Origin of the sequence: Neobacillus novalis NBRC 102450 (assembly GCF_001591805.1) — a bacterium.
In the GTDB taxonomy this organism is placed as follows: Bacteria; Bacillota; Bacilli; order Bacillales; family Cytobacillaceae; genus Neobacillus; species Neobacillus novalis.
The window spans coordinates 41493-59105 of the sequence record NZ_BCVP01000017.1 but is presented as its reverse complement, the minus strand read 5'-3'; the positions used below and the strand labels follow the sequence as shown (position 1 = coordinate 59105).

Genomic DNA, 17613 nt, shown 5'->3' with positions numbered 1-17613 from the left:
TACTCTCGTGCTGTTGGATAGATTCGTCTTCACTGAAAGATAATATAACCTAAATCGAACGGTAGTATGTTGCACCATCAAGTTGGAGGATTCCGACTTAGGAGGAGGTCATTGGATGAGGTTTGTTACGGCGTTACTAATGATGATGGCATTTTTTCTAGCTGGATTTCCTTCCACAAAGGAAGCAGCACGCAGCCACCAAAAAGACAATCTGCCCATTGCTGTTCAAGGGGCGATGGATATTGAGATTTCTGTTCTTCTTAAAGAAATGGGCCACTATAAACAAGAAACCCATGGTAATTATACCTATTATATTGGAAAAATAAAGGGGATTCCCGTCGTCATTTCAAGAACCGGAATTGGCATGGTAAATGCGGCTGCTTCCACCGCATTACTGATCGAACACTATCATCCTCGGACGATTATTAATCAAGGAGCGGCAGGAGGACATGACCCGAAGCTCCATGTATTTGATTCTGTGATTGGTGTAGAGGTGATGAATATCGGCAGGCTTAGGTCGGAGCATTTAGATGATGGTCAGGGAATTCGTCCGAAAACATGGAAATTCGTCGAAACAGAAATGAGAGAAAATGGGGAAATAAAGGAGTACGCAGCCTTTAAAAGCGACCCCGCCCTTGTGAAAGCAGCGTTACGTGCCGCCCCTAAGTATAGACATGGGAAAGTAGTGGCTGGGAAAGTTGGCAGTTCCGATTTTTGGAACAGGGAAGTAGACCGAATTCAATGGTTCCACAAGAATGCAGGTACAAGTGTCGAAGAAATGGAAGCTGCATCCGTTGCACAAGTAGCAAAAGGCTTCAACATTCCCTTCCTATCAGTCAGAACCGTCTCAAACTCTGAAGTTTCAGGGGATAAAATAGAAGCTTTAGTAACCGCCGGGCGATATTGTGCCGAATTTGCCATTGAGATTGTCAAGGCCATGGGGACAGGCTCCTTGTCCCGCTTGGCGAATTAGTAAAAATGGGACGAGGAGCCTGTTCCTTCATGCGCTTCTAAATTGTACAGAACACAGGATAAAAGACGACTCTAAAAATTCAGGAATATGAATTTAAGTCGTCTTTTTTGATTAAAGAAAAAGGGTTCGGAACGTTTATATGCTAAGTGCATAATGTATTTTTAATGAACTATGTAGTTAGGGGTGCTGATATGGGAGTGATTAGAACAGATCAGTGGTTACACGATTCATATCATAAACCAATTGAAATATGTGAAAAGTTAATAGTACACTTTGGGGATGCTTCGGCTTCCGAAATCTACGATTACTTAACTCAATATGGAATGTATTATCCTCTCAGGAACGGAAACGAGGTAGTGAGAAAGTTACAAAAGAATAAAGTATGGGAGATAGTACAAGAGGAAAACCTGCGACTTCAAAAAGCGTGGGAAGGGCCAAATATCCCTATCTTTATTTTTCCATCAGATATACACAACCGAAAATTAAAACAGGATTTCAACGGAAAATCAGGTTTGGCCTTCAAAGATAAACTACTTTTATTTATTTCAGAAGATAACTTAGGAAATGAAATAAGGGCATTGTTTACACATGAGTATAACCATGTTTGTCGGTTATCCAAGTATCAAAAAGACGAAGATGATTATGTATTGTTGGATACAATCATTTTGGAAGGATTAGCTGAAAATGCAGTACGTGAAAGAATGGGTGAAGAATTTTTAGCTGCGTGGACATCCTATTATTCCAATGAAGAACTAAAGAAAATGTGGAATAACATAGTGTTCCCAAATAGAAATATTCTAAAAAGTGATATTACACATCAAAACATATTGTATGGATTACGTTTCTATCCGAAAATGGCAGGGTACAGTGTTGGATATTATTTGGTTAAAAATTATATTGAAGCAACTAACAAAACAAGTAAGGATCTCCTAAATATCAACCCAGATTATATTGCTCAAATAATAAGATAGTACTATAAAACGGAAAATAAACAGACGAAAAAAATTCTCGTCTGTTTTTAATGGATCATCAAATTCGCTACCAAAAGAAGAAAGAAAGTACTGCAAATGAAGCAATAAAACCTAACGCGATACCAGCGCCAAAGCCCCAGCCCCAGCCTCCATAACCAAAACCGCCTAGGTTTCTAGGACGTCCCAGTGGTTGAAGAAAAACTCTGTCTCTGGAGACACGATGTATGATTCCCCTATGAATTCTTCCGTCATGGGTTCTGATTTCAACCGCTCTGCCTATGTGTCTATGACACATTCCATAATAATGTCCAACCGACATTTTTTCACCCCCAATTTCTAATGAAACATATGACATTATATGTATATAATTAAATATCGTTATGGACAAGTATAATAGGGGATTAGTGGAAATATTAAATCTATCTGTCTTTCTATAAAGCCCATCTGCAAAACTTTTTAAAATCAGCACTTGTCCATTCCTTTTTCGTTCGATTGCATATGATATTACTACCTCCGAACCAGTTCCAAATATTTTTTCCTCCGAAGAAGCGTATGCATTTATTGCAGATGCTTCTTTTCATTTTTAGAAGGTTTCAAAACAGTTCACGAATATTTCCCTTCACTTAGGATGTATGTCCAATCAACCCTCGTCCTATGAAATATAAATATAGGGTAAATTGTTTTCCCTCTAATTTCTCAATAGGTGGTGAAAGATATGGGTTATGCATATGGTTACGAGGGAGGTTACGGCTAGGGCGGTGGCAGTACTTTTGTATTAATCGTTGTATTATTCATTTTGTTAATTATCGTACTTTCCAGCTTCTGTTAGGTCGTTATTAAACCTAACGGTATGATTTTTGCCATTGAGTAGTACGTTTAATTAAATAATTGCTGGAGGTGTTATTCATGGATGGAATGGGAATGGGTTTTGCGTTAATCGTTGTATTGTTCATTCTACTAATTATTGTAGGAACTGCTTTTATGGGCTACTGAATTGTATAAAACTAAGGGCAGGTTGAGTTAATCAGTCCTATTGAATATAAACATCTGCAATGAAGGGAGGATGAATAAAATGTTTGGATTTAGAGGATTTGGTCGAAGAGACGTATTTTTTCGTGACGGCTTTAGAAGAAGACGGTTTTTCCCCTTTGAAATTGAATTTGAGAGAAGAAGACGGTTTGAATTCGAAAGAAGACGACGCGGATTCTAAGTAAGCAAATGATTTAAACACGGGTTTCCATGAGTGATAGGATCCCTTTATAGTAGACAGATAAAAGAAAACATCCTAATCTGTCACTTGTCCAATCCTTTTTAGTTCCATTGCATATGTTATTACTACCACCGATATCAACACCACAAATAGTATCCTCCGAAGAAGCGTTTGCATTTGTTGCAGATGCTTCTTTTTTTTTTTAGTAATTTTTTAATCAGTTTGATGATATTTCTCCTGAACTATGAAGATTGTCCAATCAACCCTTACATAATGAAATATATATACATAGAAGAGTGTTTTTCCTCTAATATTCCTATAGGCGGTGAAAAAATATGTGTTGGGGATCATATGGTTATGACGGAGGTTACGGCTACGGTGGCGGCTATGGCGGCGGCAGTACTTTTGTATTAATCGTTGTATTATTCATTCTACTGATTATCGTAGGAACATCTTTCATGCGCTTCTAAATTGTACAGAATACAGGTGCAGTTTAGAAAGACAATTAATAAAAAAGACGACTCTAAAATTCAGGAATATGATTTTGAGTCGTCTTTTTTGATGTTAGCTAATTAATATCTTCAAAAAACGTAGCTTTTTTTGTACCCTCCACTAAGGCCTGCCGGTTTGGTTAAACAATCTTTTTACAACTTTTTAGGTCGAACCAATTACGTTTTGTTAATAATTCTTGTTCCAGTTGATTATATGGTAGTATTCCAGCTAATACGTTTTACATTTTTATGACTCGATTTTTATCATTTCCGGAACATTATCCAAACTGCCATACGCTGTGACTAAGATTGCCATATCGAAAACTGCGGTGAAGTAATGTAGCATTGCGGCTATCGTCTGCTGCTCCCATCGCATAAAAAATAGGGATAAAGTGTTCTGATCCATAGGGAGGTACAGCAATTTCTGCATTTGGAGCCAAAGAATCATATTTAAAAAGTGTTGTTAGATCCCATTTCTCCAAATGATATGCTAACCAATCTTCAAATTCTAGTGCCCATTGATCAACCTGTCCATTATCATTCCACTTTACTGCTCTGAGGTTATGCACTGTACCTCCACTGGCAATGACTAAAATGTCCTGAGCTCGTAATGCTGACAAAGTCTTCCCAATTTTATATTGCTCTTCTGGGGTAAGTCTAGAATTGACGGACATGGAGATGACTGGGATATCTGCATTTGGATAAAGTAAGCGGAGAACAATCCAAGCCCCATGATCCAAACCACGTTGTGTATCAAATTCAAAGGGTACTCCACTCTCAGTAAATAATCCCTCTATTTCTTTGGCAATTTGTTGATTACCATGAGCAGGGTATTGAATTTTGTAGAGAGCTTCATCAAACCCGCCGAAATCATAGATCGTGCTATATTGGTCAACATCGCTAACCTTTTGGACGTTAGATTCCCAATGAGCTGAAAATAAAATAACCGCTTTAGGCCGAGGCATATTTTGCCCCAATTGAGTTAAAAATTTTGTGTACTCATTATTCTCGATTGCAAGCAATGGTGAACCATGAGCTACAAATAATGATGGTATCATCTTCATTTCCCCCCTTTGTTATTATTTATTTTTGTATATCATTTAATAGCCATGTTTGAAAATCTTGTAGATTTTTTTCACTTACTGTGTGTCCTTCAGAATACGTATTAAACGTTACAGGAATACCTAACTTAGTGAAATATTCTACATTTTCCTTACCCCATTCAAATGGCAGAACCTGATCGAATTCCCCATGTGAGATAAAAACAGATAAATTTTTACCAGGATTAATAGTGTATTCTTCTTTTACAAATAGAGGGATATATCCGCTTAATGCGACAACACCTTTTATTTTGTTATCAAGTGTTAACGCTAAAGTCATAGAAACAATTGCTCCCTGACTGAAACCTAATAAGTATAATTGGTTTGAATCAAGTGGATACGTTTTAGATGCATAATCAATGAAGTGTGTTAATTTATCGATCCCTTCATCAAATACTTCTCGATGTGGTTTGCCGTAACCCTCGATAGTAAAGTAAGCGTACCCGGGCCCTTGGGATAGATGTCCCCTTACACTAAATATATAAAAGAAATCCTCTAACCCATCAACCAATGAAAGCATGTTGTGTTCATTACTGCCAATCCCATGCATGACAAACAATGCAGGATACTTCTTCCCTGGAATCACATTCTTTGGGCGGCGCAGTTCATAAATCATTTGGGTTTCCATTCTGGTATCCTCCTTGTATTCAACAAATGTATTTTAAACAGAAAAAATTTATTTAAACAAATATTTCATATTTAGAAACAAGAAATAGTATATGTTTTCTCATATGAATATTTGTTTTCTATATAAAGATACCAAAAGCAATCATAAAGGTGAAGAATGCCATTTAGTCCTTAAGGGGAAAATTCTTGCGGAACAAGGCGAAGACTCATTTATATTTGAGGAAGGAGATACGTTCAGTTGGTGCGCAAGTGTCCCTGCATCAATTGCAGTGGGACGTAGGGGCAGGATCCTTGTCCCAGTTGCAGGAAATGGAACGTCTCTGTCGAATTGCTGTAGGGAAGGGAGCGATGAAATTGTTAAGAAGAGATAGATTTGTCGGAAGTCTTATCGGTTTAGCGGTTGGAGATTGTGTCGGTGCCGCTGTTGAATTTTCCCCGCCCGGTACATTTGCCCCTGTAACTGATATGATTGGCGGCGGGCCTTTTCAGCTGAAGCCCGGGGAATGGACGGATGATACCTCCATGGCTTTATGCTTGGCCGAAAGCATCATCGAAAGTAACGGTTTTAATGCCGAGGATCAAATGCAGCGCTATATTCGCTGGTACCAAGAGGGCTATCTGAGCAGTATTGGCGAATGTTTCGATATTGGAATCGCCACAAGAGAAGCTCTTCTGCGTTACCAGAAGACAGGGGAACCATTCAGCGGTTCAACTGATCCATTCAGAGCAGGAAATGGCTCCATCATGAGGCTTTCACCCGTTCCTCTATTTTGGTCGAATGACCTGGAAAAAGCGATTTATTTTTCCGGTGAAAGTTCCAGGACCACACATCAAGCTGAAGAAACAATCGATGCCTGCTATTACTTCGGCGCACTCATTGCAGGTGCCGCTAACGGGGATTCAAAGGACTATCTTCTTTCAACTGAATATGTTCGTTTGATTGAAGGAAAAATCGGCCGGCCTTTAAGTCAGAATATAAAAGTAGTGGCGGAAGGTTCGTTCAAACAGAAGCAGCCGCCGCAAATTAATGGGAGTGGCTACGTGGTCCACTCATTGGAAGCAGCCCTGTGGGCCTATTATATGTCGGATAATTTTAAAGAAGGCTTACTAAAAGTGGTGAATCTGGGCGATGATTCAGATACAACCGGTGCTATTTATGGGCAGCTTGCCGGAGCATTCTACGGCGTTTCCGCCATTCCGGAAAATTGGCGGAATCAATTGGCGCAATTGGATTTCATTGAAAAAACGGCGAAAAAACTTTATGAGGTACATTTAAACGGTTGATTATTATATGCTTGGTTTAAGAAAGTGCTGTCGTGACTTCCGCTCGGTTACCCCGAGCGGATTGTTCGTCATTTAGAGGGTAACTTAATGATCGTAAATAGAGAAAAATCAGGTTCTTGGTTGACACTAAGTTCCCGTAAAAAGGCATTTATTTTTAAAAAGTTATATGTCTTTTTCTCCTTTAACACCATTGATGGAGTAGCTTACGGTTATTTCCGAATTTAAGGAATGGGAGACGGAACAATATTTGTCTTTTGATAATTGAATGGCTCGGATGATCTTGTCTTCCGGCAATTCTCCATCAAACGCATAATGAATGTTTATGGTTGTGAATCTTTTAGGATGGTCTGCGGCTCGTTCGCCTTTCACATCCATTTGGAAGGCAGAAGGCGAAAGGCGCATTTTATGCAAGATTGACATAATATCCATTCCTGTACAACCCGCAACTGCCTGCAAAAGTAATTCTGTCGGCCTGGCGCCTGTGTTCTCTCCCCCGACTTCAGGATCGGCATCCATGTTAAATTCATGCCCGGAGGGAGTTACCCCTGAAAATGCCATTTTCCCTTTCCAGTTAATTGTAATATCCATATTCATACCCCTTTCCCGTTTTATTCTAACCAATCTGAGCATTCCTTATTTCCAATTACCTGGATGGTACCTGACACTTGGTATCACTTAATGACCGTAATTAGAAAAATGTGGGTTCTTGGGCACAATTAGCGCTTTGCGATTTTCTTTATATCAGTGATCATCTCTGGAAAATGAGATTTCTGAAAGCCATACTGGTTCACAATCTTCCCATTTTGATCGATTAGATAATAACGAGTTGAATGAATCACCTGATTGGAAGAGTTCGGTTTTTGGATCAGTGTATGAAATTCTTCAAGTGCAAATGTTTCGATTTCCTTTTGCCCATACCCAGTCAGCATATGCCAGTTTGCTTCATCTTCCGTAAATTTTTCCATATACCCTTTTAATTTATCGGGCATATCCACCGTTGGATCAACACTGAACGAGACAAATTCAACGGGAAGTTTTTCTTTTTTGATGGCATCACGAAGGGCCGCCATATTTGCTGTCATCGGGGGACAGACAGTTTCGCAATTCGTAAATACGAAGTCAGCGATCCAGATTTTCCCCTCTAGGTTTTGCGAGCCAAATGGCTGCTCGTTTTGATCTGTAAATGTAAATGGTTTGATTTGATAAGGTATATCTTTGTTCATTCCGCATGCTGTTAACAAGATGAACGATAGCGGGAGGATAAGTAGACATATTTTTCTCATAATGCTTGTTTCTCCTTGGGAGGTTTGTCCGTTTCGACACACCCTTGAATTGCCGAGCTATTCTTCATAGAAAGCGGGAATCTGGATCATAACGACCGTCCCCACCAAAGGATCGCTTGTTATCGAAAAAGCACCCTGATGCAAGCTAACAATTTGCTTCACGATCGAAATCCCTAATCCAGATCCGCCGGTAGATCGGCTACGTGCCTTGTCTGTTCGAAAAAAACGTTCTCCGATTCGCGGGATATCTTCTTTATTAATGATATTCCCGTTATTGGTAACACGAAATACCATCATTCCAGCTTCTTTTCGTAACTCTACCTTTACTTCACTTTCAGGCGGCGAATATTTTACCGCGTTATCAATAATATTATAAAATACTTGCTCCATTCGCTTCGTATCACCACTAATAATAATGTCCTCTTGAATGTTCATTTGGGTTTGAATATTTTTTTGTGTCAAGCGTATCTGAAACAGGTCGATCGTGTCATAGAGAAGCTGCGCAATCGCAATGGGTTCCTCTTCGACTTCATACAGATTTTCTTGCAAATAATTCAAATCTATCAAGTCATGAACAATTTTGTTTAATCGCTCCGTTTCTTTTTCAATTGTCGTTAAATAACTGTCAGCTTCCTCTTTAGAAGAATATAAATTTTGTTTCAGTGCTTGTGTATAACCACCAATATACGTTAATGGGGTCCTTAGTTCATGAACAACATTTGAAATGAACTCTTTTTTCCGTTCTTCTTGTTTTTCCAAAGATGAACTCATTAAATTGAAGGCTTCCGCAAGTTGACCGACTTCATCCATTTTAGCTGGGTCGAGCCGATTTGAGTAATTTCCGTTTGCTACCTCTTTAGACAGTTGTTGAATGTCCGTTAATGGCTTGAATAGGGAATAGCGAATTCGATTCACGACAATAAACAACAATAGGAAATAAACACTGCCTACAAGAATGAGGATGGGAATACTCCCTTGAAAGACTTCTTGCATGGCCGCTAGCGGGACATAGATAAATATCAACCCAATCAGCCCTTTATCACTCTGAATCGGAAACACTGCCCCGACAATATTTCGGTCCATTTCTTTTACATGACCTTCTTTTATAATATAGTTTCCCTGTGCTAATTTTTTCTGGTCACTTTGTTTGATCACGTGTTCACCGTCAATGTTATAAGGAAAATGATCATCAAGCTCTTCAAAATTACTAACGACAATCACTTCATATTCAGAAACAACGTTAAACCAATGGATTTTATCAATGATCTCATCATTTAATGACCCATAATGAAAATGGGAGGCGGTATTTTCTCCTTGATAAATCACCGAATCACGGATGCTTTTTAAGTATAACTCTTTGTAAAGAAAATGAAGGAAGAGAAAGGAAAATAAAATCGTGCAGGCAATAATCGCTATAATTAGGACAAATACTTTCTGACTGAGAGTAAACTTCAATGTCTTCACTCTTTACACCTCAAATTTATAGCCTTTACCCCAAATGGTCTGAATAAGACTGCTATAACCTTTTAATTTTAAGCGCAATGTCTTAATATGTGTATCTACCGTCCGTTCACTGCCCGTGTATCCATAGCCCCAAATCGAATGTAACAGTTGTTCTCTTGAAAACAATTTTCCTTTATTTTTAGCCAGTAAATGAAGCAGCTCATACTCTTTTAGCGTTAAAGACAGGGATTGGCCATCAAGCATGGCTGTATGGGAGTCAATATCTAGAATAAGCGGGCCAAACATGAATCGAGTCGCTGGCAGCGAGGCAATCTTTGCTCTCCTTAATACCGATTCTATTCTCGCCAGAAGTTCATCAGGATGAAACGGTTTGACGATATAGTCATCGCCTCCAATTCGTAACCCATACACCTTATCCCATTCCTCTCCTTTAGCCGATAAGAAAATAAGGGGAATATCTTTAATTTTTTTCATTTCTTCCGCAAAAGTAAAACCGTCCATGTATGGCATCATGATATCAACAAGGATTAGATCCGGCGCTATTTTATGGATTTTTGAAAGAGCTTCTATTCCGTTAGCTGCCTGTACAACGGAATATCCTTCATTTTGTAAAAATGTTTTCACTAATACTCTCATCTGTTCTTCATCATCTACGATCATAATCGTAATATCCATCCAAGATAATTCCTCACTTTTTAGTTGGTAATATAAGTATCATACCTAGCTTACCAATAATTTGTGAAGTTTTATTGAATGAATTAACTATGGAAATGTCAGGGATTTTCGAAATAACAAGAGAAGTCTGTTTAATAAAGGCTGTGTTAAAGCACATTGTTGATTTTGATCATAATGTTGATTGGACGTAGATACAGCGAGACTCCTGCGGGAGCAGCGGGACAGGTGAGACCCCGCAGGCGCGCAATTCGCCGAGGAGACTCACCGCCCGCCCCGCGAACCGCTCGCGCCTGGAACGGAAATCAACATTCACCTATTACAAAGCAAAAAATATAAAAAACTTCATTTTTATTTCACAAATGCGCTTTATGATAAAAGATAGCTAGAGAATAGAGGACAACCATCTAGTAGGCTATTAATTTTACTAAGAGGAGAATATGAAATGAGAAATCCATTAAAGAAAATGTTAAAGGTCTTTTTACCAACATGCTTAGGGCTGTTTTTGTTTGGTAGTATCGCTAGTGCACATGTGACCGTAGCACCTAAAACTTCAACGACAGGCGCTTGGGAAACGTATACCGTAAAAGTCCCAGTTGAAAAAGAAATTCCAACAACAAAACTCACCATGAAAGCACCAGCGGGGGTAGAAATTATGTCCTATCAACCTGTACCAGGCTGGAAGTATAGCGAGGAAAAGGACGCGGCTGGAAAAGTCACAACATTTACATTTGAGGCAACTGGTGAAGGCATCCTGCCCGGCCAATTCCAATCATTTATCTTTGTGGCCAAAAACCCTGATCATGCTACGAAAGCAACTTGGGATGCTTTTCAATACTATAAAGACGGCAGCGTAGTGGAATGGACTGGTGACGAAGGTGCAGATACACCTCATTCCATCACGGACATCGTTGCAGGTACGTCGACAGATCACCATGATTCACACAGCGCTACCCAGCAAGATGAAAAAACGAAGACAGAAGAAACGAAAACCACATCTGAAACAACTGATTCACTACCATTAATTTTATCGGTCATTTCTGTTTTATTATCTTTAGTAGCGGTTATCCTCGTAATCCGTAAAAAATAACGAATCATCCCAATCGACTTAGATATAAACAAAGCCTTGATCTTCTTATGGAGAATCAAGGCTTTGTTTATTTTAATATATCTAGAAAAATAGTCGTTCCGTTAACCAGATACCACCAAGTAGGAATGCTACGGCGGAACAAACGTTTACTGCTCGAGTAGAATATTTCCAACGTCGAACAAAGTATAGCAGTGGTAACATGACGCAAACAATGGCAAGCTGAATAAATTCGATTCCTAAATTAAAGCTGAATATATCAATGGCTAAGTTTTTTGCTGGTAAATCCATTCCTTTTAATAGGTCAGCAAAACCCATACCATGAATTAACCCAAATACAAAGGTGATGATCCAGCGGCTTCTCACTTCTTTACGGACAATATTTTCTATCGCAACATAGCAAATGCTTAAGGCAATAGCTGGTTCCACGATGCTTGGAGAGATGTTGATGATGTTGAGAACGGTTAATGTCAATGTCAAACAGTGTGCAATCGTAAAAGAAGTAATGACCGCAGCATATTGTTTAAACGTTTGCCTAGCGATTAACAGAGAGAATAAAAATAGTAGGTGATCATATCCGGATAAAATATGGTTCATACCTAACTGGAAAAATGATAGCATGATACATCCCCTTTTTCGTCACATTATGTCGAACAATGTCTATAATACCACAAAATATTTTTAATTTTGTAATCTCTTTATAAATAGTTTTTAAAGATACACAAAAAAATTTCTTGCTTTCATGGATGTATTTGTTATCCCGTATTTGATGGTGACTCGTAAAAAATACTTGAAAGATAAAACTATATATACTATCATTGATTTTAACTTAAACATCTACATATTGTTTATTTTTTCGAAATTAAAACTATATATTGTATTTTCCTTAGGAACAGATGCCGCTAGCGGCTTAATAGGGAATCCGGTGAGAATCCGGAACTGCCCCCGCAACTGTAATTGCTGACGAAATGAGCAAACCACTGTATGAGAGAGTTTATGAAAATAGACGCTTATATGGGAAGGGTTCAAAGTAGAATGACGCATAAGTCAGGAGACCTATCTTTCTTAAGTAGTTTCACTTCTTCGGGGATTGAGGAGATGAACGGTGGCAGCAAAAGGCAGGATGTCTTTTTTTCCTTTTGTTTAGTGATCCGTTTCATCCGCTCAAATCCCTTGAGCGGATTTTTTTGTTAAAGGGGATATGACGATGACTACAAACTCAATCAATGAACTTCATTACGTACTAGAATCAATCCATCATGCTGCCAAGAAATATCAGATCGACCCGACACGGCTGACAAAACAACTAGCCGAGCTGAGAGTGCCAGAGGCAGAGGCCAACCAGCAAGCGCTGCTCTACGCCGTCAATCAGATTGCCATGGATCAACCCGATTGGACGTTTGTCTCCGCCGGTTTATTTCTGAATGAATTGTATCGAAAGGCGGCCGGGAACCGCGGATATGACCGATGGGCAAAGTACGGAGATTTTCACCTCCTAATCAAACAATTAACCGAAATCGGCATTTATTCTAGCAATCTTCTAAGCTCCTACTCAAAAAAGGAAATCGATGAACTAGCAAAAGCGATCGTCCCGGAGCGTGATTCCTTATTTACTTACATCGGATTATTTTTACTAGCTGATCGCTATCTCGCTCAAGACCATGACCGAAATGTCTATGAACTGCCGCAAGAGCGCTTTATGATTATCGCGATGACAATCATGCAGCATGAACACTCGGCTCACCGCCTCAAGCTTGTAAAAGAAGCATATTGGGCCCTAAGTCATCTCTATATGACCGTTGCGACGCCAACACTTGCGAACGCCGGCAAAAGATTCGGCCAGCTATCCTCTTGTTTCATTGATACCGTTGACGATTCCCTTGACGGTATTTATTTAAATAATTGGGATACGGCGAGGTTGAGTAAGGATGGGGGCGGCATTGGTCTCTATTTTGGAAAAGTCCGTGCCCTTGGCTCTGATATTAAAAAATTCAAAGGCAACTCTTCAGGGGTTGTTCCGTGGATCAAGCTGGTCAATAATACTGCAGTGAGCGTCGACCAGCTTGGCCAGCGCCAAGGCGCGATTGCTGTGTACTTGGATGTCTTCCATAAAGATGTTATGAACGGCTTTCTTGATTTGAAAACGAATAATGGTGATGAGCGCCGTAAAGCCCATGATATTTTTACCGGTGTGTCCATACCCGATCATTTTATGAAAAAACTGCAGGAAACAGATGAGAACGGCAGGAGTATCGGCGAGTGGCATACCTTTTGTCCCCATCAAGTGAAGCATTATATGGGCTGGAAGGATGAAAACGGGAATCCGCTCGGACTAGAAGATTTTTATGATGAAACCGACCGTCACTTTTTTGCTGAAAAATACGAAGAGGCTGTGAATCATCCGCTGCTGCCAAGGAAATCGTACCGGGCGATGGATATTATGGCTCGGATTATGGTGTCCCAGTTGGAAACGGGTACCCCTTACATGTTCTACCGTGACGAAGTAAACAGACAAAATCCTAATAAGCACCTGGCAGGAGCGGGCCGCACTTCGATTTATTGCAGCAACCTATGCACGGAAATTGCACAAAACATGTCGGCGACAACGATTGTAAACGAATATCAGGATGAAGACGGCAATATCGTCATCGTCCGGAAGCCCGGTGATTTCGTGGTTTGTAATTTGTCTTCTATCAATCTGGCAAAAGCGGTACCGGCCAATGTTCTCGAGCGTTTGATCGGCATTCAAGTGAGAATGTTGGATAATGTGATTGAATTAAATACGATCTCGGTTGGACAGGCTCAGATTACAAATCAAAAGTTCAGAGCCATTGGTCTCGGAACGTTCGGATGGCATCATCTGCTTGCCCTTGAAGGCATTCACTGGGAGTCAGAGGCCGCGGTGGAATTTGCTGACCAACTGTATGAGGACATTGCCTACTATACAATCCGCTCCTCTAAGGAATTGGCAATCGAAAAAGGCGCCTATCGGGAGTTTCAAGGATCTGAGTGGCAAACGGGGGCCTATTTTGAGCGTAAAAATTATCGTTCGGAAAGATGGATGGAGTTACGGGAGGAGATCAATGAACATGGAATCCGCAACGGTTGGTTAATGGCCGTGGCTCCTAACTCATCAACCGCCAAAATCGGCGGCTCCACAGATGGGATCGACCCAATCTATTCCGTTGAATATGCCGAAGAGAAGAAGAATTTTAAATTTAAAGTCACAGCACCGGACTTGAATCATAAAACATACCTATATTATCGCCGGGCAAGACATGAATTAGATCAAGTATGGAGCATTAAACAAAACGCCGCCCGCCAGCGCCACATCGACCAAGGGATCAGCTTCAACCTTTATGTTCGTCATGATATTAAAGCCAAAGAATTACTAAACCTGCATTTGGAAGCTTGGAAGCATGGGCTAAAAACAACGTACTACGTTCGAAGTACCTCACAAGCAGAGATAGCAGAATGTGAAGCGTGCCAAAGCTAAATAGGAGGGTTTTTCAGATGGATATTCATGCACCATTAGCAAAAATAAAATTGTTGAACCCCGAGTTTCCTAATAAATCAACCGGGATCATTAACGGTGAATCTTCCGGCCTGCTGAACTGGAATGACATCGCCTACCCGAAGATGTACGATTTGTATCAAACCTTATTGGGGAATTTTTGGAAGGCACAGGAAATTAATATGCAGGATGATATTAAACAATGGGATCTGCTTAGTGCGGCCGAGAAAGATGTCTTTCTAAGGATCAATACCCAGCTGGCCTCGTTAGATAGTCTGCAAACACCAACGATGACTCAAGTGATGGATTATGTGACCGATTCCAGCTTTAAGGCGATTTTTGCCGTCATTGCTCAGCAGGAAGCGGTTCATAATGAATCCTATTCTTACATCCTTAGCTCACTTGTCCCTTTAAGCGAGCAAAAGGCCCGGTTCAATCAAGCGAAAAGTGACCCCATCGTGCAAAAACGGAACCAGTTGATTTTGCAGGCTTATGAAAGCTTTCGCGAGAATCCGACACCACAGCATTTATTTCAACTAGCGGTCAATTCGATCAATCTCGAGGGGATTTATTTTTATGCGGGATTTGCCTTTTTCTATCACCTTGCCCGTCAGCAAAAAATGCTGAAAACGAGTACGATGATCAGCTACATCCAGCGGGATGAGATGCAGCACGCATATTTCATCGCCCAGTTTATCCGGATTCTGTTAACAGAAAATCCAGAATTGAATCATCAGGAAAATATCGACTATGTCTATAAAACCATTGGACAAGCCGTCGAGCTGGAAAAAGAGTGGGCCACTTTCATCCTTAAAGATATTACGGGAATTGATTTGGATGAGTACGATGATTACACGGAATACCTGGCTAATAAACGGTTGCGCCAGCTTGGCTTAGCGAATCTTTATGAGGAGCGAACCAATCCGATGCCATGGATTCATGTGTTCAGCGATGACATGATGAACGGAACTAAATCGGATTTCTTTGAACAAAAATCACGGTCCTATGCGAAGGTAACGCAATCGAATGGCTTCGATGAACTATGAAGCTCGCAATCGTGTATACCTCAAAAACGGGCAATACAGAAGAACTAGTTCTTTTCATAAGGGATTTATTTTTTGAGAAAAAAATAGAGGTCCGTCTGTTTCGGGTTGAACAATTCCCTTTGCAAGATTTACCCACATTTGATGGGGTCATTGTTGGAACCTATACATGGGGGCATGGGGAAATCCCTGGAGAAATGATGGCGTTGTATCGAGCTTTTGAAACCCAGGAGTGTCATAGAACGGTAACGGCGGTAATGGGCACCGGTGATTGCTTTTACCCTCAGTTTTGCGGCGCGGTCGATGCCTTTCGAGATATGCTCTATGTTCAAAGCAACTTGGCTGTCACACTGAAGATTGAAATCGCCCTCCAAACAAAAGACCATGAACGCTGCCGGAGATTCACGGATATTTTTTGGAATAAATTTGAAATTGGCACCTGACATCATATGGTGAAAATTTGAAAACAGTAATATCTAGCACCAATATTCGCGTTCTGATCTGCATGTTGGCTCTTCAATAAATGTCAGGCATCTCCCTCTTCGTGGCCATTACGGATGGATCTGTTCAATTAGTGGTTGACACTTCTTACTAGTTGTTTTTTAGTTGCATTTCCACTGAATATAAATTACAATTATTGCATAAAAATTCACTGCTATTTTTAGAAAAATAGCCATTTGGAGGAGCAATCATGTTACAGACAAAATTAATAGATTCAGAGCTCGTCGCCTGGACCATTCAGCAGCGCCGACATTTTCATATGCACCCTGAGCTATCAGGACAAGAATATAAGACAGCTGCTCATGTTAAAGAGAAGTTAACTGAATTTGGTATTCCGATAGATTCCAGATTTTCAGCACCAAATGTGGTTGCCTTTTTTAAAGGAACGGAAGGAAACAAAACCATTGCGCTTAGAGCCGATATGGATGCTCTTCCGCTTCATGAAGAAGGAGACCACAAGCCTTATATTTCAACCGTCCCCGGCGTTATGCACGGCTGCGGCCATGATGGTCATACTGCAACGTTGCTTGCAGCTGCCAAATGGATGAGTGAAAATCCACATCTCGTAAAAAATAATATCGTCTTGATTTTTCAAAGCTCAGAGGAAGCATCACCAAGCGGGGCGCAGCAGCTTGTAAAAGAGGGGGTACTGGACGGAGTCGATGTCATCTATGGCATTCATTATATCTCCGGTATACCTCTTGGAAAAATTGGCTTTGCCACCGGCTATGCCATGGCCTCAAGCGATGATTTTGACATTACGATTGAAGGAATAGGCGGACACGGCGGCTATCCGCATCAAACAGTGGACCCGATCTACATAGCGACCCACCTGATTCAGGCCTTTCAATCGGTTGTCAGCAGAAGTTTGAACCCGCTGCATGCAGGCGTGATATCGTTTGGCGGGATGCAGGCGGGCAATTCCTATAACGTTATTCCCGAAAAGGTTACACTGCAAGGCACGATTCGGGCGATGACGTTTGATGGAGCAGAGTTGATGCATAAAAAAACTGCTCAATTAACGGAATCGATTTGTGCAAGCTTTGGCGCAAAAGGCCACTACCACTTTATTGAAGGAACGCCGCCGTTGTACAATCATCCAGAGGCATGCGTTGTTGCTAAAGACATCATTATAAAATCCTTTGGCGAAGAGGTCTTCGTGGAAAAGGAACCAGTGATGGGTGCAGAGGATTTCTCCTATTATTTAAAGGAAAAGACCGGAGCCTTCATCAACGTCGGCATGCAAAGCGAAAAAAGCCAATACCCGCACCACCATCCTAAATTCGACATCGACGAAGCAGCCATTCCCGCTGGAATCGAACTGATGATCCAACTGGCATTGAACGCATAAATCAACTATGAATATAGTAAAAAGGGTGTCAGGCACCATGTG

Annotated in this window: 18 protein-coding genes, 3 pseudogenes and 1 riboswitch; of the genes and pseudogenes, 13 read left to right on the top strand and 8 right to left on the bottom strand. The window is 40.6% G+C overall.

The window, feature by feature from the left end; translation table 11 throughout:
* The first annotated feature begins 115 nt into the window (after positions 1 to 115).
* The gene (locus tag BANVL01_RS14970) at positions 116 to 973 is read left to right on the top strand and encodes a 5'-methylthioadenosine/S-adenosylhomocysteine nucleosidase (RefSeq protein ID WP_066147935.1); all 858 of its coding nucleotides are present in this window, start codon (positions 116 to 118) and stop codon (positions 971 to 973) included.
* A 191-nt stretch (positions 974 to 1164) separates the two neighbouring features.
* Positions 1165 to 1944, top strand: coding sequence for a DUF2268 domain-containing putative Zn-dependent protease (locus BANVL01_RS14965; RefSeq protein ID WP_066092461.1), 780 nt, complete (start codon positions 1165 to 1167; stop codon positions 1942 to 1944).
* Positions 1945 to 2011: 67 nt separating this feature from the next.
* On the opposite strand, the gene BANVL01_RS14960 is transcribed toward BANVL01_RS14965, so the two are convergent.
* Positions 2012 to 2263, bottom strand: coding sequence for a hypothetical protein (locus BANVL01_RS14960; RefSeq protein ID WP_066092464.1), 252 nt, complete (start codon positions 2261 to 2263; stop codon positions 2012 to 2014).
* Positions 2264 to 2659: 396 nt separating this feature from the next.
* Between BANVL01_RS14960 and BANVL01_RS26815 the strand changes: the two are divergent.
* The 4 genes and pseudogenes from BANVL01_RS26815 to BANVL01_RS28875 form a co-directional block, all read left to right on the top strand.
* Positions 2660 to 2773, top strand: a pseudogene (locus tag BANVL01_RS26815) (YjcZ family sporulation protein).
* A 77-nt stretch (positions 2774 to 2850) separates the two neighbouring features.
* Positions 2851 to 2937, top strand: a complete 87-nt coding sequence (locus tag BANVL01_RS26810; protein WP_082805000.1) for a YjcZ family sporulation protein — start codon at positions 2851 to 2853, stop codon at positions 2935 to 2937.
* 79 nt (positions 2938 to 3016) lie between these two features.
* Positions 3017 to 3154: a hypothetical protein gene (locus tag BANVL01_RS27300; RefSeq protein WP_156482307.1), complete on the top strand. Its 138-nt coding sequence runs from the start codon at positions 3017 to 3019 to the stop codon at positions 3152 to 3154.
* Between the two features lie 383 nt (positions 3155 to 3537).
* Positions 3538 to 3624: pseudogene (locus BANVL01_RS28875) on the top strand (YjcZ family sporulation protein); the annotation flags it as partial.
* A gap of 299 nt (positions 3625 to 3923) precedes the next feature.
* Here BANVL01_RS28875 and BANVL01_RS14955 read toward each other — a convergent pair.
* Together BANVL01_RS14955 and BANVL01_RS14950 are read right to left on the bottom strand one after the other, a co-directional pair.
* The gene (locus BANVL01_RS14955) at positions 3924 to 4703 is read right to left on the bottom strand and encodes a DODA-type extradiol aromatic ring-opening family dioxygenase (protein ID WP_066092467.1); all 780 of its coding nucleotides are present in this window, start codon (positions 4701 to 4703) and stop codon (positions 3924 to 3926) included.
* A 25-nt stretch (positions 4704 to 4728) separates the two neighbouring features.
* Positions 4729 to 5373, bottom strand: coding sequence for an alpha/beta hydrolase (locus BANVL01_RS14950; protein WP_066092470.1), 645 nt, complete (start codon positions 5371 to 5373; stop codon positions 4729 to 4731).
* 142 nt (positions 5374 to 5515) lie between these two features.
* On the opposite strand from BANVL01_RS14950, the pseudogene BANVL01_RS28285 reads away from it, so the two are divergent.
* Together BANVL01_RS28285 and BANVL01_RS14940 are read left to right on the top strand one after the other, a co-directional pair.
* Positions 5516 to 5743: pseudogene (locus BANVL01_RS28285) on the top strand (cupin domain-containing protein); the annotation flags it as partial.
* Entirely contained in the window at positions 5682 to 6656 is a 975-nt protein-coding gene (locus tag BANVL01_RS14940) for an ADP-ribosylglycohydrolase family protein (protein ID WP_235845585.1), read from the top strand. The pseudogene BANVL01_RS28285 and the gene BANVL01_RS14940, both read left to right, overlap by 62 nt.
* Before the next feature lie 162 nt (positions 6657 to 6818).
* Here the strand turns inward: BANVL01_RS14940 and BANVL01_RS14935 are convergent, their stop codons facing one another.
* From BANVL01_RS14935 to BANVL01_RS14920, 4 genes are all read right to left on the bottom strand, one after another.
* Positions 6819 to 7244, bottom strand: a complete 426-nt coding sequence (locus tag BANVL01_RS14935) for an OsmC family protein (RefSeq protein WP_066092479.1) — start codon at positions 7242 to 7244, stop codon at positions 6819 to 6821.
* A 128-nt stretch (positions 7245 to 7372) separates the two neighbouring features.
* A complete protein-coding gene (locus BANVL01_RS14930) occupies positions 7373 to 7939 on the bottom strand; it encodes an SCO family protein (protein ID WP_066092483.1) in 567 nt (188 codons plus the stop codon).
* 57 nt (positions 7940 to 7996) lie between these two features.
* Positions 7997 to 9403: a sensor histidine kinase gene (locus tag BANVL01_RS14925; RefSeq protein ID WP_066092485.1), complete on the bottom strand. Its 1407-nt coding sequence runs from the start codon at positions 9401 to 9403 to the stop codon at positions 7997 to 7999.
* Positions 9404 to 9406: 3 nt separating this feature from the next.
* Positions 9407 to 10078 carry a response regulator transcription factor gene (locus BANVL01_RS14920; RefSeq protein ID WP_066092487.1) on the bottom strand — a complete coding sequence of 224 codons (672 nt, stop codon included), beginning with the start codon at positions 10076 to 10078 and terminating at the stop codon, positions 9407 to 9409.
* A gap of 442 nt (positions 10079 to 10520) precedes the next feature.
* Here BANVL01_RS14920 and BANVL01_RS14915 point away from each other — a divergent pair, with 442 nt between their 5' ends.
* Positions 10521 to 11165: a YcnI family copper-binding membrane protein gene (locus BANVL01_RS14915; RefSeq protein WP_066092489.1), complete on the top strand. Its 645-nt coding sequence runs from the start codon at positions 10521 to 10523 to the stop codon at positions 11163 to 11165.
* Between the two features lie 81 nt (positions 11166 to 11246).
* On the opposite strand, the gene BANVL01_RS14910 is transcribed toward BANVL01_RS14915, so the two are convergent.
* Positions 11247 to 11783, bottom strand: a complete 537-nt coding sequence (locus BANVL01_RS14910; protein WP_066092492.1) for a HupE/UreJ family protein — start codon at positions 11781 to 11783, stop codon at positions 11247 to 11249.
* Between the two features lie 256 nt (positions 11784 to 12039).
* Positions 12040 to 12239, top strand: a riboswitch (cobalamin riboswitch).
* 130 nt (positions 12240 to 12369) lie between these two features.
* Here BANVL01_RS14910 and BANVL01_RS14905 point away from each other — a divergent pair.
* The 4 genes from BANVL01_RS14905 (at position 12370) to BANVL01_RS14890 (ending at position 17571) form a co-directional block, all read left to right on the top strand.
* The gene (locus BANVL01_RS14905) at positions 12370 to 14658 is read left to right on the top strand and encodes a ribonucleoside-diphosphate reductase subunit alpha (RefSeq protein ID WP_066092495.1); all 2289 of its coding nucleotides are present in this window, start codon (positions 12370 to 12372) and stop codon (positions 14656 to 14658) included.
* 17 nt (positions 14659 to 14675) lie between these two features.
* Positions 14676 to 15722 carry a ribonucleotide-diphosphate reductase subunit beta gene (locus tag BANVL01_RS14900; protein WP_066092498.1) on the top strand — a complete coding sequence of 349 codons (1047 nt, stop codon included), beginning with the start codon at positions 14676 to 14678 and terminating at the stop codon, positions 15720 to 15722.
* On the top strand, positions 15719 to 16162 hold the full coding sequence (locus tag BANVL01_RS14895) for a flavodoxin domain-containing protein (RefSeq protein ID WP_066092501.1): 444 nt from the start codon (positions 15719 to 15721) through the stop codon (positions 16160 to 16162). The genes BANVL01_RS14900 and BANVL01_RS14895 overlap by 4 nt, the downstream gene beginning before the upstream one ends.
* A 248-nt stretch (positions 16163 to 16410) precedes the next feature.
* Entirely contained in the window at positions 16411 to 17571 is a 1161-nt protein-coding gene (locus BANVL01_RS14890) for a M20 metallopeptidase family protein (protein WP_066092504.1), read from the top strand.
* Positions 17572 to 17613: the final 42 nt, after the last annotated feature.

Bases quoted from the DNA above. Each gene is read 5' to 3' on its own strand.
- BANVL01_RS14970 (WP_066147935.1), top strand. From the start codon at position 116: ATGAGGTTTGTTACGGCGTTACTAATGATGATGGCATTTTTTCTAGCT.
- BANVL01_RS14965 (WP_066092461.1), top strand. From the start codon at position 1,165: ATGGGAGTGATTAGAACAGATCAGTGGTTACACGATTCATATCATAAA.
- BANVL01_RS14960 (WP_066092464.1), bottom strand. From the start codon at position 2,263: ATGTCGGTTGGACATTATTATGGAATGTGTCATAGACACATAGGCAGA.
- BANVL01_RS26810 (WP_082805000.1), top strand. From the start codon at position 2,851: ATGGATGGAATGGGAATGGGTTTTGCGTTAATCGTTGTATTGTTCATT.
- BANVL01_RS27300 (WP_156482307.1), top strand. From the start codon at position 3,017: ATGTTTGGATTTAGAGGATTTGGTCGAAGAGACGTATTTTTTCGTGAC.
- BANVL01_RS14955 (WP_066092467.1), bottom strand. From the start codon at position 4,703: ATGATACCATCATTATTTGTAGCTCATGGTTCACCATTGCTTGCAATC.
- BANVL01_RS14950 (WP_066092470.1), bottom strand. From the start codon at position 5,373: ATGGAAACCCAAATGATTTATGAACTGCGCCGCCCAAAGAATGTGATT.
- BANVL01_RS14940 (WP_235845585.1), top strand. From the start codon at position 5,682: ATGGAACGTCTCTGTCGAATTGCTGTAGGGAAGGGAGCGATGAAATTG.
- BANVL01_RS14935 (WP_066092479.1), bottom strand. From the start codon at position 7,244: ATGGATATTACAATTAACTGGAAAGGGAAAATGGCATTTTCAGGGGTA.
- BANVL01_RS14930 (WP_066092483.1), bottom strand. From the start codon at position 7,939: ATGAGAAAAATATGTCTACTTATCCTCCCGCTATCGTTCATCTTGTTA.
- BANVL01_RS14920 (WP_066092487.1), bottom strand. From the start codon at position 10,078: ATGGATATTACGATTATGATCGTAGATGATGAAGAACAGATGAGAGTA.
- BANVL01_RS14915 (WP_066092489.1), top strand. From the start codon at position 10,521: ATGAGAAATCCATTAAAGAAAATGTTAAAGGTCTTTTTACCAACATGC.
- BANVL01_RS14910 (WP_066092492.1), bottom strand. From the start codon at position 11,783: ATGCTATCATTTTTCCAGTTAGGTATGAACCATATTTTATCCGGATAT.
- BANVL01_RS14905 (WP_066092495.1), top strand. From the start codon at position 12,370: ATGACTACAAACTCAATCAATGAACTTCATTACGTACTAGAATCAATC.
- BANVL01_RS14900 (WP_066092498.1), top strand. From the start codon at position 14,676: ATGGATATTCATGCACCATTAGCAAAAATAAAATTGTTGAACCCCGAG.
- BANVL01_RS14895 (WP_066092501.1), top strand. From the start codon at position 15,719: ATGAAGCTCGCAATCGTGTATACCTCAAAAACGGGCAATACAGAAGAA.
- BANVL01_RS14890 (WP_066092504.1), top strand. From the start codon at position 16,411: ATGTTACAGACAAAATTAATAGATTCAGAGCTCGTCGCCTGGACCATT.